Raw genomic sequence first — 15254 nt, 5'->3', positions numbered from 1 at the left:
CTCCCTATCTCCAGTTTCGAATGTCGACGAAATGCCCCTCAATCGCCGCGGCGACGGCCATAGCGGGGGACACCAGATGCGTTCGGCCGCCGGCCCCCTGCCGTCCTTCGAAGTTTCGATTGCTGGTCGACGCACACCGTTCGCCGGGCTGAAGCACGTCGGCGTTCATCGCCAAGCACATGCTGCACCCTGCCTCCCGCCATTCGAATCCCGCATCAGTAAACACTCGGTGGAGACCCTCTTCCTCAGCCTGTCGCTTGATCAGCCCCGATCCAGGCACTACCATCGCGTGTACGGATTTCGCGACCGTTCTGCCTTTCGCGAGTCTCGCCGCCAGACGAAGGTCTTCGATGCGTGAGTTCGTACAAGACCCGATGAAGACCTTGTCGATGGTGATGTCGGTAATAGACATGTTGGGTCTCAGTCCCATATATTCCAGCGCCCGCTCGGTTGCCATCCTCGTCTTCTCGTCTCCGATGGCCGCAGGATCAGGAACGGTGCCGTCGACACCGGTCACCATACCGGGGCTCGTCCCCCAGCTTACCTGCGGGGCGATCTCCTCCGCATGTAATACAACAGTCGCGTCGTATTTTGCATCTTCATCGGTTTTCAGCAACGCCCAGGCGTTCACCGCCTGATTGAAGAGGGCGCCTCGAGGCGCCAATGGACGGTCTTGAATATAGGCGACAGTCTTTTCATCCGGCGCCACCATCCCCGCTCTCGCTCCCGCTTCGATCGACATGTTGCACAGCGTCATCCGTCCTTCCATGCTGAGAGCACGAATGACGGATCCGGTATACTCGATCACGTAGCCGGTGCCTCCTGCCGTTCCGAGTTTTCCAATAATGGCGAGAATGACATCCTTGGCCGAGCAGTGGGGTGATAGGGCCCCGTCCACTTTGATGGCCATCGTCTTCGGTCGTTTCTGGACCAAACATTGCGTGGCCAAGACATGCTCGACTTCGCTGGTTCCAATGCCGAACGCCAAGGCGCCAAAGGCACCATGAGTGGACGTATGCGAATCACCGCAGACGATGGTGGTACCCGGAAGCGTGAATCCCTGCTCCGGACCGATGACGTGCACAATGCCCTGGCGGGGATCATCCATCCCGAACAACGTGATCCCGAAATCCCGGCAGTTGTCGCTCAGCGTCTGAATCTGCAACGCACTGACGCGGTCCGTAATACCCAGACTGCGATCGGTCGTTGGAACATTGTGGTCGGGGACCGCCAGCGTCGCTCCCGGACGCCTGGGACGTCGGCCCGCGAGTTTCAGGCCTTCGAAGGCTTGGGGGGACGTCACTTCATGGACCAGTTGCCTGTCGATATATAGTAGAGTCGTTCCATCAGGTTCCGAGCGAACGATGTGTGAATCCCAGATTTTTTCGAATAGAGTCTGACCCGACATGACTATCTCCTCTGAGTGTTTCAGGGAGAGCTATTATACAGAGTCGTCCTAGGCCCTGTACACGTGTGAAGCGCCCTGCCTCACCGTAGCCGGGCACGCACGAATCATTTCAACGAAGGAGTGGACGACTGTGTCCCGATTGCCTTGGAAGGATGGTCAGGTGGTGGAATGGACCCAATGGATGTTGGACAGCCATTGTCATTGGACCGGCCGTGAATTGATCGATCGGAGCGGAGGGCCGGAAACTCAGGCCCGTAGGTTATTTGAATTTCCGCGCATTGTCGTATCACATGGCAAAGAAGAGGATCCCATTCTGAATTATGCCAACCAGGCGGCGCTCTCGCTGTGGGATTTTTCCTGGGAACGCATGAAAACCATGCCCTCAAGATTTACTGCCGAACCTGTTGAACAGGCCGAGCGCGATCGCATGTTGTCTCTGGCGAGGGAGCGTGGATATTTCGATCGCTACCGGGGTGTCCGGATCACGTCTTCGGGACGGCGTTTTATTGTCGATGATGCGTGCATCTGGACGATACGGGATTGCAACGGGCAGACGGTGGGTCAAGCCGCCACGTTTGAAAAGTGGAAGTGGATGTCCTGACGCCTCGTCACATCTCTCGACGGAGAGATGCAAATTAGGCAATCAGGCTTGAAGGCAGGCGACGAAGGCAACTGCCTCACGTCCACAATTCGAGAGGAATATGGCGAGCGAGTCCGTGAAGAAGATCCGCAGTCGTAATGATGCCGATGGGGCAACGGTTCCAATCCAGTATCGGAACGGCGCGGATATCCTCTTCTGCCATGACCCGCGCAATCTCCCGGATGTCGGTTGTCGGAGTCGCTGAGATCAGACGGGGAGAGATAATTTCTGCCAAACGGCGAGTGGAGGCAATGACGGCCATCTTGGAAACCAGAAAGTCTGGAACCTGTCGAAGAAGATCTCGATCGGATACCATTCCCACTAACGTACCGTGGAGCGATGTGACGGGAAGGTGACGAAATCCTTTCAGCTTCATCAATTCCCACGCTTCGGTGAGGGTACCGTCTGAACCGAGCGTCACGACCGGCGAGGTCATCAAATCTTGCGCGAGGACGGTGATCCTGGTGAACCCCGTCTGCCTGGTTTGCTGTTCGTACGCTTCGCGTGCAAGTTGAGTGGACCGTCGGCCACGCTCCTCCGAAGGCGCATCCGCCGAAGCTCCCACGGATTCGACACGAGCTGTCTTCGATGGCAGCGGGGAGGCCGGATACGATTCCACATTGCCGTTGACACTGAGTATGATCGGCATGCTCCCCTCTCATCTCTCTATCGGCAGGGAGGGTCCATACTTAAGGAGCAGGACGTCGCTGTTTTGCGTGACCGGGCTGGGCGGGAAGTCCACCGGGTTCCGGAAGCGCCGATTAAAGTATCTAAGAGGGGGGATCTGCGATGAGCTGGAATCGGGGAATGGAGCGACCTTCGATCAGGATGGTCTCACTGAACATCAATGTCGGCCTGATCCAAAGACCGAAGTCGCCGTACAAAGCGCGATACACGACAAACTCCTCTTCGGTTTCGGAATGCCTGGCGACACCGATAACCTCGTACTCCCGTCCCTTATAATGACGATAGCGGCCTGGACGGATCATCATGTATTCTTCACCATTCATACGCTCTGAGTACAGTGTAAACTGAACGACAGGTCTGACGGAACATGGACCGGACACATGATGTGATCATTATCGGAGGGGGGTCGGCTGGGTATGCCGCCGCTCGAACCGCAAAGGATGCAGGCGCCGATGTGGCCATTGTGGATCAGGGGCCGTTGGGAGGCCTCTGTATTCTCCGTGGCTGCATGCCCACGAAGGCGATTCTCAGAACGGCAGAGATCGCCGCTTTAATACAACGGGCGCAGGAATTCGGGCTGGCACCCGCCGCGGCGAAGGCCGACCTCAAGACCATTATTGACCGCAAGGACCGCTTAGTCAGCGAATTTGCAGACTATCGCATCGGCCAACTTCGAGATCCTCGCTTTGCGCTCTACGAGCATCACGCCTCATTTCTCAGTCCTCACGAGCTGCAAGCAGGGCCATTTCGTCTGACGGGCAAGGCATTCATTATTGCCACCGGCTCGGTGCCCCGGGAAGTCGCCATTCCCGGATTGAGGGAGTGCGGTTATCTCACCAGCGATGACCTCCTCGATCTTCGAGATCAACCCTCCTCTCTGATTGTATTGGGCGCCGGCCCGGTTGCCCTGGAACTGGGGCAATTTTTTTCACGTATTGGAACGTCTGTCACGGTCATTCAACGGAGCCCTCACCTGCTGTCGCACCTCGACGATGATATCGGGACGGTACTGAAGCAGGCTCTTGAAGATGAAGGCGTAACGGTATTCACGGATACGGCTCTAACTGGAATCCGCAAAGGAGTTGAAGCGAGCAGGTCCGTCTCGTTCATACATCGTGGAGAACCAATGACTGTCCGGGGCGAACAGGTACTGCAGGCAATGGGACGGCGTCCCTGTGTCGACGATCTGAACCTGGAGGCGGCTGATGTCAGGGTGGTTGACGGGCGCGTGGTCGTTGATGGAGCGATGCGAACGTCACAGCGGCATATTTTTGCCGTCGGCGACGTAACCAATCTGTATGACATCGTCCATATTGCCATTCAGCAGGGTGAGCTGGCCGGTTTCAACGCGACTCATTTGGCTGAGGTGCCCAGACAGTTCGACGATCGGCTCGTGACGGAGGTCATCTTCACCGATCCTCAAGTCGCTCTCGTGGGCTTGAGCGAGAAGACCTGCCGTGTGAGAGAGATTCCTTATCTCGTGGCGTCCTATCCCTTCAGTGATCACGGCAAGGCCATGTGCAGAGGGGATCGGTACGGATTTGTGAAACTCCTGGCGGTTCCGGAGAATGGGCAATTGCTGGGAGCGCAAATCGTGGGACCAGAGGCAGGTGAGCTGATTCATGAGCTGATCGCCGTCATGTACTATCGTGGGACCGTGTATGATCTGATGCGCATGCCGCATTACCACCCGACGCTTGCCGAGATCGTCACATATCCGGCCGAAGCCCTTGTCGAGCGCATAGACAAACGATGATCCGAACCTGCCTTGTGACCGCAGTCCTCGCCCTCTGTTTGCAGGGCTGCGAGCAGCAATCGTGGGAATCGACGATGGCCGCCGGGCAACGAGCCGTCCAGCAAGGCAACTATGCGGAGGCTGAACGGATCTTTCGGGTGGCGGTTGGGAAAGCCGAGGAGTTCGGTCTCCAGGATCGACGAGTCGCCGTCAGTCTCTCACAGCTCGCGCAGGTCTATGCCGGACAGGGGAAGCACACGGAGGCCGAGCCGGTGTATTTGCAGGCCCTCAAAATTTACCAAGCGGTCCACGGAGAGCAGCATGCGGATGTGGCGGCAGTGCTGAACAATCTGGGCGTCCTGCATCGCATGTACGGGCAATATGCTGAGGCCGATCCACTCTTGAAACGGGCGTTGGCCATCAAGGAGCAATTGCTCGGGCCGGATCATCCCGATGTCGCGCTCAGTGTGGTGAATCTGGCGCAGTTGCGTGTCTCCCAGGGTCATCCCGACCAAGCCGAGCCTCTCTATCGCCGTGCCTTGATGATCAGAGAGCGCGCGCTGGGTGCTTCTCATCCTGAAGTGGCCAAAACACTTGAGGACCTTGCCAATGCGTTGAGGAAGATGGGCCGGAAAGATGAAGCCGTGACTTTCGAATCCCGAGCACGCACGATTCGCCTTGCGCAGAGTTGAACCGCTCGCGCGTTCCGTTGTAGCGTACAAGTATGTTTTCCTCGGCCAAAGACCCGGCCAAATCGAATTGGCGAGCCAATGCCATGGTGGCGCGGTTTGTCGGAATCGTCGCTATTGCCTTAGGATTTGTGGCTGGAATGTACGGCCTTGAAGACCAGGGGTCTCACTGGCTTCGGACGGCCCTCGGCCTGCTCGTCACCGGAATGCTCGCGCAAGGGTATGCCCTCTATTGCTCCATCAAGCGCATGCAGGAACTTCAAGACCCACCCAAATCGTGAGATGAACACCCCGTCGATTATCCGTACAATGCCGTCATGGCTTTTGGCGACCGTTCTCTGTGCCGGGTGTGGTGGTCCGTGGCGCGACGGATATTTCAAGAAAGGGATCAATCATTTGTCTCAGGACAACGTGATCGAAAAGATGGGTCCTCCCCATACGGCCAAAACACCCGCGCTCGGAGGCGATACGATTTGGACATACCGGGTTCCGCTCACTGAAAAGGAGTTGAGCGCTTTTCATATTTCGGGCCTGGCGGATGCGACCAAACAGGCAGCTTCTTTATTGGGAAAACCGGGAGAAGGGCCGAAGGAAAGACTCTACTGCTATCGATACACGCTGACCTTTAATGAGGAAAAAATCCTCAAACAATGGAAACGCGAAGAATGCGTGCCCGGCACTCGCGATCAGCTGAATGCGGAGTGACGTTGATTTTACAGAACTCCGGCCAGGCGATTCATGCTGAGCGTTGCCTGGCTGAAAAAGAGTTGAAACGCCTGGTAGTCTTTCGCAACGACGGTCCGAGGCCGCGGTCCGCAATCGCTGTAAATGAGGCCGATGGGTCTGGTCCCGATCCGTAAAGGCGCGACGATCCCGGAGCCGGCATTCCAAAGGTGGAGAAAACTGGAGGAGTTCTGCGTTTCTTTTCCCCAATCCTCGATCAGTGTCGGTCCTGGCTGCTTTAGCAGACTCAAAAAATAGGGATGGTCATGGCCGAGTGATCCATTCAAACTCGTGAGGTGCGGCCCCGGAGGGTCGATACCCAAGAGAAGCCTGCCCACCAATTGATCGGTATCATGAGGATTGAGCAGCGCGAGAGCCACTCGATCGAAGCCTGCATCCCGATGCAGCGCCCGAACCAGCGCTCCAAGGAGCGCGTTTAAATCTTTGGCTTCGTGGAGACACGATTGCAATGCCTGCAGGGTTTCAAGCGGTCTGGTTTCGACCGGAGAAGGTTTCTTCTGGAACGCCGGCTGTGCGGACACGGTTTGAGCGGAAGGACTGGAATGGCCAACGGACATGACTACCTTGGGTTTGGGAGGTTCCAGACATTGCTCTTTGTGGTTCCAAAACATCCCTGCGGAACGAATGAGTTGATGACCCCTATCCATGGCTCGGACGAGGATGTCTCCCAGAACCTGGCTCGGTAACCCTGTTCCCTTCTGCAGAAACCCCCGTGCCTCCTCCAGAGCCGGACGGGAAGCGGCACCCATCTTTGCTTCTACCAAGGCCGCACACCCAATGATGAGGCCCTGAAACGTTTCACGGTCCCCATGCCAGTGGCCGTGCAGACCGTCGACATCCGCTGCAAACAACTGGTTTATGTGCCCGGGCAGTCCCCAGATGTGTGCCAATGCCTGAGTAAACCTGCGTCTCGACACGCCGATCACCTTGATTTCTTCCGACTCACGAGAAACGCCCAAAGGAGAACTGGAAACACTCAGGATCGATCGGTACAGTGTCGGCGCCTGGTAGGCGATCGCAAGGTCACCGACCGTGTAGAGCATGGCCGATCCAAACAACTGATGCGTTGCGGAGTGATTGACCGCCGCTCCCAATTCATTGGCGTGCACCGCGACGACCAGCGCGCGACCGATGATGTCTCCGACCAATTGTTGCCGTTCCGGCATGTCATGTAGTTGCTCGACGAGTTGCGCGGCCGTTACGATGGAACGCACGGTATCGAGTCCGAGCCATGTGACGGCGTGAGGGACTGAGTTGATGACATGGTGAGGGCTGTAAGCAATGCTGTTGGCAACCTGAAGCACTTTACAGGTCAATGCCGGGTCCCGGCTGACTAATTGAGCCAGCTCATCGGCTCCCGTGAGGCCTCCCGCGAGACTGAGAATTTTCTGGCACGTTTTCTCCAGTGCTGGTAAGCATGGATTTGCGCTATCGAAGAGTGATTTGAGATTTTCGTGCACGTGTGTCCGAACGGCGGTCACAAGCCCCGGCTCTTCGCTCAGGGAAAACACAGACATCGCGTCTCCTTAGGTCGGCTTGTCTCTCTATCGGATGAATGGGAACGATTCTTGACCGATGTCTTCGCGTAGGCCATGTCATGATGATGGAGTTCCATTTGGCACCCGTTGATAGCTCAGTCCTTCTCGACGGCCTGAAGTCTCTGCTGTGGTTGGTTCTTCTATTGATCAGCAGGGTGCTGATCGTCCGGTGGATTTCACGTAACCATGCCCTCTCAATGGAAACAAAGCGACGCTGGGTCGTGACCACGCGCAATTGGATCGTCTTTTCGTTCCTGCTCGGACTGGCCGTGATCTGGGCACATGAGCTTCAGGTCTTTGCGGTCTCAATGGTGGCGCTGGCGGCTGCTCTCGTGTTGGCCACGAAAGAACTGCTCCTTTGCTGGAGCGGTGCAGCGCTGCGGGTGGCGGGGAAAGTGTATTCCGTCGGAGACCGCATTCAAATCGCAGGCTATCGGGGAGTGGTGCTCGACCATGATGCGTTCGCAACCAAACTGCTGGAGATCGGTCCAGGCCAGACAACCCATCTGTACACCGGACGTGTAACCATCTTTCCGAACAGCCTGTTGTTTACGACCCCTCTGATAAAGGAGAATCCGGCACAGGAATATGGTCTCTACACGATTACGGTACCGCTTCGGGGAGAAGAGGATTGGCAGGAAGCGGAACAACGGCTACTGGCTGCGGCTAAAGCTGAATGCGAACCATTCATGCAAGAGGCTAGTCGACACATGAAACTGTTGGAGGAGACGGATCTTCTTGAAGCACCGTCACCGGAGCCCCGGGTGACGATCCAACTTCCTGAGCCTGGACGGATCAGTTTAGTCCTTCGGTTCCCAGCCCTGGATCGTGGTCGGTCGCGAGTTGAACAAGCTATTCTGAGACGATTTCTGACACGACCGCGTCACACCGAGTAATCTCAAAACCATCGTCACGCCCTTTGTCGGCGGGCTCACCGATTGCCCAGTTCTCCGTTCACATCGTCGCTGGGAAGGCCGCCCTTCTTCTTCGGACGACGGAGCGCCGCTCCCCCGATAAATAAACGCCCTCTACGAGCATTGGATTTCGGAGGCGCTGAAAACACGTGAGGTCCGCTCACGGCTTGTCTGCCCTTATGAGCATCTGGTAGCATCCGACCACACCTACAGGCGTTGCTGTGAAAATCGCTACATTTAATGCCAATTCGCTTCGTAAGAGGCTTCCGACCGTGCTCGCTTGGCTACAAAAAGAGAATCCGGATGTCCTCTGCTTGCAGGAAACGAAAGTGCAAGATGGCGAGTTCCCGCTGCAAGCCCTGGCGGTTTCAGGATATGACATCACATTTCGTGGCATGAAGTCGTATAATGGCGTGGCGATCTTGAGTCGCGAAAAGCCTGAAGCCGTACGGGCCGGGCTCGATGATGGAAGGGAGCCGGATGAGCCAAGGCTTCTCCACGCCGTGATCAAGGGCATACCGATCATCAATACCTATATTCCTCAGGGGTTTGAGATCAATTCACCCAAGTATGCCTACAAGCTTGAATGGTTCAGGCGGTTGCGTACTTATTTTGAGAGGCACTTATCGCCTGAGAAACCGGCGGTTTGGTGCGGAGACATGAACGTGGCACCAAGGCCGATGGATGTGCATAGTCCCGAGAAACATCTCACCCACGTCTGTTATCACGAAGATGCCCGGAAGGCTTACGAGATGACGCGAGGGTGGGGGTTTGAAGATGTTTTCGTGACGCTGTTTCCAGACCGGCAGCAGTTCACATTTTGGGATTATCGAGCGCCGAGTTCTCTGGACTCCAACAAGGGATGGCGTATTGATCATATTTTGGCTACCGCCTCGCTGGCCAAGCAATGCGTCAAGGCGGAAGTCGATGTGGATCCCCGTCGAGGAAAAGATCCATCAGACCATACGTTTCTGTGGGCGGAATTTCTGATCTGACAGGTATCTCCAGCCTCCACCCCGCTTCGGCACACGCGGTCATAGTCCCGACAAAGGATTTGGCACGCGCATCTCCGAACGTGCGCCGGTGAGCACTATACTTCCTGACGATGAGATGATGAAAAGGTGGAAAGCAAGAGTTCGATGACGAGCACCCCGACGAAGACCGCACCGCCTTGGGCGGCGACGAGTTGCCACATCGTTTGTTTCTGCTTGTCAGCGTAGAGGATGTCGGCGTCGTGAAATTCCCGCTCGATCTTCGTTTCCAGATCAACAAATGCATTAGCGATCGTTTTGGCAAGAGCCAACCCGTCCCCGGTTCGGACGTACATCAGCACTTCCTCTTGATGTCCGGAGTCGATTTTTAAGGTGAGACGACGCTTGGTATCCACGAGTTCCTCCATCCGTCTCCGTAGGACCTGAACGGTGCCCTGGAGGGATGGAGTCGATTCCATCAGCTCGTTCAATTTCCTGAGAACCTGAGGGATTTCGGCTTCCGCGGCTACCATCGGGGCCAGAAACATGCTCTGCCGCATGAGGGCATAGCCTCGAAATCCGTTGTCGATATCAGCTGCCAGGCGTTGCAGCGTCAGCAGCTGTACCTTGATGGCATTGCGACGATGTTGTGCGTCCAGGGCTTCGTGCCATTGCTTTACGATGTAGGCCTGTTCCGCCAGGAAAAGCAGGACCAGAACGACCCCCGTACAGAAATAGACCCACATCTTGTTGCGTTGTCCCACGATTCCTCTGGTGGTTTTGTATCCGAGCCGGATACTACCAATATCCGCCAAGTTTGTCGTGTGTGTTTCAGGTGCGTGGCAAGAACGAAGCAGTCTAAAAGAAGAAGGGCAGAGTATTTGTTCAATACTCTGCCCTTCGCCGAACCTCGGTACGATCCAGCTGGACGTTGCCGCCCAGCCGATCGTAGGGTCCCGTTGAGCCTAGAGCCAGTTCACCCGTTCGGCGGGGCGAATGTAGATGGGCTCTTCGACCTGGATGCGGGCCACTTCCTTGCCCGACTTGTTGAAGCCCAGCACGGTATCGTTGTACATCTCAAAGCGCTTCCCGTGGATCTGGGTTTCAAACACCTTCGGGCCCGGAATGACGTCGTAGCGGAAGATGATCTGCTGGCTGGCCCGCCAGAGTTGGAGGACGGCCAACAGCTCCCGGCTCGGCACCAGGTACTTCTCAATGGCATTGTCGACGCCCGGGCCGAACATCTGCCGCGCATAGCCCCGGGGGGAATGCCGCGGCGGAATGTAGAAGCCGTTGGGCTCGGTGCCCCACTGCGGATACAAGGGCAGCGCCACCTGCTCCACCCGAATGGTGTAGTACAGGGGATGCCACCGGTCCTCCGCCCACAGGCCGTCTTCGCCGATGCGCACCAGGCTCTGCATGCGGATCTTGCCCACGCACGCCGCCATACAGCGCGTCTCCATCGGCTCCCCGCCCGTCAGCGGATCCTTGCCCTCGATCCGCGGATAGCACGCAATGCACTTCTCCGACACCCGGGTCGTCCCCCGGTACATCGGCTTCTTAAACGGACACTGCTCCACGCACTTCTTGTACCCCCGGCAGCGGTTCTGGTCGATCAACACAATGCCGTCTTCCGGCCGCTTGTAGATCGCCTTGCGCGGACAGGCCGCCAGACACCCCGGGTATGTGCAGTGGTTGCAGATCCGCTGCAGGTAGAAGAAGAACGTCTCATGCTCCGGCAGGCTGCTGCCCGTGAGCCGCCACGGTTCATCGCGCGAGAACCCCGACTTATCGATGCCTTCCACCAAGGAGCGCATCGAGGTGGCGGTGTCCTCGTAGATGTTCACGAAGCGCCATTCCTGGTCCGTCGGGATGTAGCCGATCGCCGCCTGGCCCACCTTGGCCCCCGCGTCGAAGATCGTCATCCCTTCGAACACCCCATAGGGCGCATGGTGCTTGCGGCCCACCCGCACGTTCCACACCTGCCCCCCCGGGTTCACCTGCTCGATCAACTGCGTGATCTTCACGTCGTAGAACTGCGGATACCCCCCGTAGGGCTTCGTCTCCACGTTGTTCCACCACATGTACTCCTGCCCCTTCGAAAACAGCCACGTCGACTTGTCCGCCATCGAACAGGTCTGACAGGCCAAACACCGATTGATGTTGAACACAAAGGCAAACTGCCACTTCGGATGCCGCTCCTCGTACGGGTACAGCATCTTCCGTCCCAGTTGCCAGTTATAGACTTCAGGCATTGTGAATCCTCCTTCTGATCATGATCATGTGAGTCTTGCTGCTCAATGGGTGCGTCATGCGGGTCAAGTTGTTACACCTTGATCTTGATGTGCTCCCCTTTGAGCCACTTGATCATGAATTCGTTCTCCTGACCCGGCGTAAACCCGGTCCGGACTGGTTCCCACGGCCCGCGGGCCCCGATGCCGCCGTCTTCCGCCTTCGTGATGCGGATCAAGCATTCCTTCGGGGTCGTGTTGATCGCATGGTGGTCAATCGCATAGCCCCACTTGAACTTCCAGGCAATCGCGTGCTTGCCCGGGAGTGAGTCGGTCTGGTGCATCGGCATCAGCCACGACCGGGTAAAGGACTGTTGGGCCCCATACCGGAAGTTGGATTGATAGCCGGTGTCCACCGCGATCGCCCGGCCGTCCGGCCGCGTCTCGTGGCCCTTCACCGACTTCGCCGTCGACACGTACGGAGCGTGTTTCGCCATCGTCACGTGATACGGATAGGCCGGGTTGTACTTCGCGCGAATCATCAAGCGCGCGACCTTGTAGAACGGATCCGAGGGCTTCCAGCCCCGATAGGGCCGGTCCACCGGGTTGCCGTCCACATAGACATAGTCGCCGTCGTTGATGCCGCGGTCTTTCGCCGCCTGCGGGTTGATGTGGATCTGGTGCTCGCCGACGCCCGGCGTCCGTTTGTCCATGCGGTACGGATCGCCGAAGTTCGACTCGTAAATCTGCACCCAATCGTTCACCGACCACTGGCTGTGCACCCGGTGCCGGGTCTTGGGCGTCACGCAGTAGAACTGGTACCCCTTCTCCCACAACGGGTTGCCGTGCCGCTTGATTTCCTGCCACGGCAGCTTGATGTTGCGGATGTGCTTGTCATCGTGGTGCTGCGCCGTGATCGGAATCCCGTAGTCATCCGGTCGGATGTACGGATTCGTGGTGAAGATCGCGTTTGGCAGATACGGCGTCGCCTCCGGGCCTTCCCGGTGGACAATGAAGTTCTCGCCGTATTCAATGGCTTCCGGCTCGATTCGATAGGTCTCGATCCGTCCGCAACGCGTCCACTGCGGCTTGCTTTCATTCGTCTCTTCCCAGAGCGGGTGGCGGGGATAGGTTCTTCCCATGACCATCCAGCCCTTCTCCGACTTCAGCATGACGTCTGCGCTGTAGCCGTAGCAGGTCGCACTGGCGTCGAGTGCGCGTTGCACATAGACGTCGACGCGGTTCTGGTAGACGAAATGGAACACCTGACGGATTCGCACGTCACCCGTCATTTCCGTCAACTTGGCTGCCACACCTGCAAAGGTGTCGGCATCGTTTCGCGTGTCGTACAACGGCCGGATGCCGCCCTTCCAGATCTGGATCCACGGATTGGACACCGTGGCGGTCATTTCCGGATAGGTGAACTCCATCCAGGAGTTACACGCAAAGGCGATATCGGCGTGGTTGACGTCCGAGGTCATCTCGATGTCCTGGGTCACGATCATCTCGATGTTCGGATCCACGTTTTTCACCATGTCGTAATGGTGCTTCGCGTTGTTGAGGATGTTGACGTTGGTGACCCAGCGGACTTTGCTGGGGCTCGGCATGTGTGTCTTGCCGGTAAAGACCTTGCGTCCGTACTTCGGGGTGTTCACGATCAGCGCGGTGTCGCCGTGGTTCCAGTAGCCGACTTCCTCGCCGTAATAGTAGGACTTGGTCTTGATTTCTTTGCCGTGCGCATTGGCATCAAGGGTCTGATTGAACGGATCCTCGCCCGTGTGTACCGCCAAGCCAGCTCCGGACCAAGGCGTGGCATTCCAGATACCGGCCTTGTAGTTTCCGGACCACGTATGACAACCGGTGCCGAACTTCCCGATGTTACCGGTCAGGGTCAGGACGAATGCAGCGGCCCGTCCCATTTCGGTCATATGGAAGTAGTGACATACACCTTCACCGTTGTGCATCGCAGCAGGCTTGATCGTGCCCGAATCTCTGCCCCAACGGACAATGAGATCCTTCGGCGACCTCGTGATCTGATGTGTTGTATCCAGATCGTAGTCCTGCAAGTGCACCAGGTACAGCTGATAGATGGACGCGACGTCCACTTCTCGGCCGTTCAGTAATTTGACGCGGTAGGTTCCCGTCAATGCCGGATCAATACCGGTCTGTACGAAATGGTGACCGACCTGCTCCCGATGGATAGCCACCGGTTGCTTCTTGTTCGAATCCCACACCATGAATCCGCCCAACCGCTCGATTTGTTCACCTTTGAGCGCCTGGATGCGGCCTGAGTAGGACTTGGTGAAATCCGGGAACTTGTAATCCGCAATCACGTCCCGCGGATCCAAGTACTGCAGCGTGTCGGTACGGACCAACAACGGCATGTCCGTGAACTGCTTGATGTAATCGATGTCCTGCAAGTTCTCGTCGAGGATGATTTTGCATGCACCCAGGAAGAGACAAGCATCGGTCTCCGGACGGACTGGAATCCAGTAATCGGCCCGATACGCCGTTGGATTGTATTCCGGAGTGATGACCACGATGCGAGCGCCCCGCTCGATCGACTCGAGCTTCCAGTGCGCTTCCGGCATCTTGTTCTCGACGAAATTCTTCCCCCAGCTGGTGTTCAGCTTGGAGAAGCGCATGTCGGAAAGATCCACGTCGCAGTTCTGCGTGCCGTTCCACCAGGGGTGAGAAGGATCCTGGTCCCCGTGCCACGTATAGTTCGAATAATATTTTCCACCCTGGGCCCGATCCGCATCGACCTTGCGGATCCACGAATCCAGGAGCGGCAACACTCCGCCGTTGAAGCGGGTGTTCATCATTTTGCCGATGATCCCCAGGACAGGCATACCGGCCCGATGCTTAAAGCACCGCACTCCGGCGCCCTTCATCATCTCGATCATTTCCGGCGCATAACCCTGTTCGCGCAACCGCCGCGCACCGGCCTCTCCGCTGTAGCGGGTTGCAATGACCACGCAACCTTTGGCCGCATACGTCGCCGCGGTGTCCCAGGACACGCGCATCATGTCATCGAGAAAGCGGCTGTCGAATTTGTATTTGCGCTTCACATCCGGCGTCAGCTCAGGTGAGCCGGCATCCATCCATTCCTTCCACCCTTTCCGCATCAGCGGGCCCTTCAAACGATACGGGCCGTAGACGCGGCGATGGAAGGTGAAGCCCTTCAGACACATCCGCGGGTTATGGGCGAACGTTCCGCGATTGCCGTACAGGTCTTCATACGTTTGGTGATCGTAGTTCTGTTCCACCCGCATGACGACACCGTTCCGGACGAATGCGCGGATGCGACAGCCGTGGGTGTCATTCGGAGAACAACACCAGGTGAATGATGAATCATAGCGGTATTGATCGTGATACACCCGCTCCCATGAGCGATCCGGATAATCACCGAGTGGGTTGCCCACCTCGATGACCGGCTGCAAAGCGGTTAATGCCAGGACCTTGTCCGCCACCGCTATCGCGGCCACAGTCCCGACCGTCGCTTTGAGGAATTGCCGACGTGATACTTGTGTTAGCTGCATCGCGAACACCTCCTAATTCAAAAAATCCTACTGCTCTGACCTACTCTCGGTATGAAAAGCTTCCAACACTTTTCCGCTCACCCCCTTTCTCTTAGCCCAGCGCTTGAACCAAAAAAATACGTAAATTGGAACCTTGCCACCAGGTGTGCTTTACA

General features: G+C 57.1%; 14 protein-coding genes. 7 read left to right on the top strand and 7 right to left on the bottom strand.

Features of this window, described 5'->3' with window-relative positions; all coding sequences use genetic code 11:
* Positions 1 to 4: 4 nt before the first annotated feature.
* Positions 5 to 1408 (bottom strand): 3-isopropylmalate dehydratase large subunit, encoded by a 1404-nt coding sequence (leuC, locus tag W02_RS11380; protein ID WP_173047772.1) that lies wholly within the window; start codon positions 1406 to 1408, stop codon positions 5 to 7.
* A gap of 130 nt (positions 1409 to 1538) precedes the next feature.
* Here leuC and W02_RS11375 point away from each other — a divergent pair, with 130 nt between their 5' ends.
* On the top strand, positions 1539 to 2009 hold the full coding sequence (locus W02_RS11375; RefSeq protein WP_197741997.1) for an MEKHLA domain-containing protein: 471 nt from the start codon (positions 1539 to 1541) through the stop codon (positions 2007 to 2009).
* Between the two features lie 76 nt (positions 2010 to 2085).
* Here W02_RS11375 and W02_RS11370 read toward each other — a convergent pair whose 3' ends face one another.
* A complete protein-coding gene (locus tag W02_RS11370; RefSeq protein ID WP_173047770.1) occupies positions 2086 to 2697 on the bottom strand; it encodes an HPP family protein in 612 nt (203 codons plus the stop codon).
* Positions 2698 to 2818: 121 nt separating this feature from the next.
* Positions 2819 to 3040 (bottom strand): DUF1653 domain-containing protein, encoded by a 222-nt coding sequence (locus W02_RS11365; protein WP_173047761.1) that lies wholly within the window; start codon positions 3038 to 3040, stop codon positions 2819 to 2821.
* Positions 3041 to 3102: 62 nt separating this feature from the next.
* Here W02_RS11365 and W02_RS11360 point away from each other — a divergent pair, with 62 nt between their 5' ends.
* The 4 genes from W02_RS11360 to W02_RS11345 are packed head-to-tail and all read left to right on the top strand — an operon-like array spanning position 3103 to position 5864.
* Complete coding sequence (locus tag W02_RS11360) at positions 3103 to 4491, top strand: NAD(P)/FAD-dependent oxidoreductase (protein ID WP_173047759.1); 1389 nt, start codon at positions 3103 to 3105, stop codon at positions 4489 to 4491.
* Positions 4488 to 5162, top strand: coding sequence for a tetratricopeptide repeat protein (locus tag W02_RS11355; RefSeq protein ID WP_173047757.1), 675 nt, complete (start codon positions 4488 to 4490; stop codon positions 5160 to 5162). The genes W02_RS11360 and W02_RS11355 overlap by 4 nt, the downstream gene beginning before the upstream one ends.
* 32 nt (positions 5163 to 5194) lie before the next feature.
* Positions 5195 to 5440, top strand: coding sequence for a hypothetical protein (locus W02_RS11350; RefSeq protein WP_173047755.1), 246 nt, complete (start codon positions 5195 to 5197; stop codon positions 5438 to 5440).
* 28 nt (positions 5441 to 5468) lie between these two features.
* Positions 5469 to 5864: a hypothetical protein gene (locus tag W02_RS11345; RefSeq protein WP_173047753.1), complete on the top strand. Its 396-nt coding sequence runs from the start codon at positions 5469 to 5471 to the stop codon at positions 5862 to 5864.
* A gap of 8 nt (positions 5865 to 5872) precedes the next feature.
* On the opposite strand, the gene W02_RS11340 is transcribed toward W02_RS11345, so the two are convergent.
* Positions 5873 to 7420 carry an HDOD domain-containing protein gene (locus tag W02_RS11340; RefSeq protein ID WP_173047751.1) on the bottom strand — a complete coding sequence of 516 codons (1548 nt, stop codon included), beginning with the start codon at positions 7418 to 7420 and terminating at the stop codon, positions 5873 to 5875.
* A gap of 38 nt (positions 7421 to 7458) precedes the next feature.
* On the opposite strand from W02_RS11340, the gene W02_RS11335 reads away from it, so the two are divergent.
* The gene (locus tag W02_RS11335; protein WP_173047749.1) at positions 7459 to 8337 is read left to right on the top strand and encodes a mechanosensitive ion channel domain-containing protein; all 879 of its coding nucleotides are present in this window, start codon (positions 7459 to 7461) and stop codon (positions 8335 to 8337) included.
* 239 nt (positions 8338 to 8576) lie between these two features.
* The gene (xth, locus tag W02_RS11330; RefSeq protein WP_173047747.1) at positions 8577 to 9350 is read left to right on the top strand and encodes an exodeoxyribonuclease III; all 774 of its coding nucleotides are present in this window, start codon (positions 8577 to 8579) and stop codon (positions 9348 to 9350) included.
* Between the two features lie 95 nt (positions 9351 to 9445).
* Here xth and W02_RS11325 read toward each other — a convergent pair whose 3' ends face one another.
* The 3 genes from W02_RS11325 to W02_RS11315 form a co-directional block, all read right to left on the bottom strand.
* The gene (locus W02_RS11325) at positions 9446 to 10090 is read right to left on the bottom strand and encodes a CHASE3 domain-containing protein (RefSeq protein WP_173047745.1); all 645 of its coding nucleotides are present in this window, start codon (positions 10088 to 10090) and stop codon (positions 9446 to 9448) included.
* A gap of 201 nt (positions 10091 to 10291) precedes the next feature.
* Positions 10292 to 11581 (bottom strand): 4Fe-4S dicluster domain-containing protein, encoded by a 1290-nt coding sequence (locus tag W02_RS11320; RefSeq protein ID WP_173047506.1) that lies wholly within the window; start codon positions 11579 to 11581, stop codon positions 10292 to 10294.
* 71 nt (positions 11582 to 11652) lie between these two features.
* Positions 11653 to 15099: a molybdopterin-dependent oxidoreductase gene (locus tag W02_RS11315; protein ID WP_173047744.1), complete on the bottom strand. Its 3447-nt coding sequence runs from the start codon at positions 15097 to 15099 to the stop codon at positions 11653 to 11655.
* Between the last annotated feature and the right edge of the window lie 155 nt (positions 15100 to 15254).

This window comes from Nitrospira sp. KM1 (genome assembly GCF_011405515.1).
Lineage (GTDB): Bacteria > Nitrospirota > Nitrospiria > Nitrospirales > Nitrospiraceae > Nitrospira_C.
This window is presented reverse-complemented; position numbering and strand designations above follow the sequence as displayed.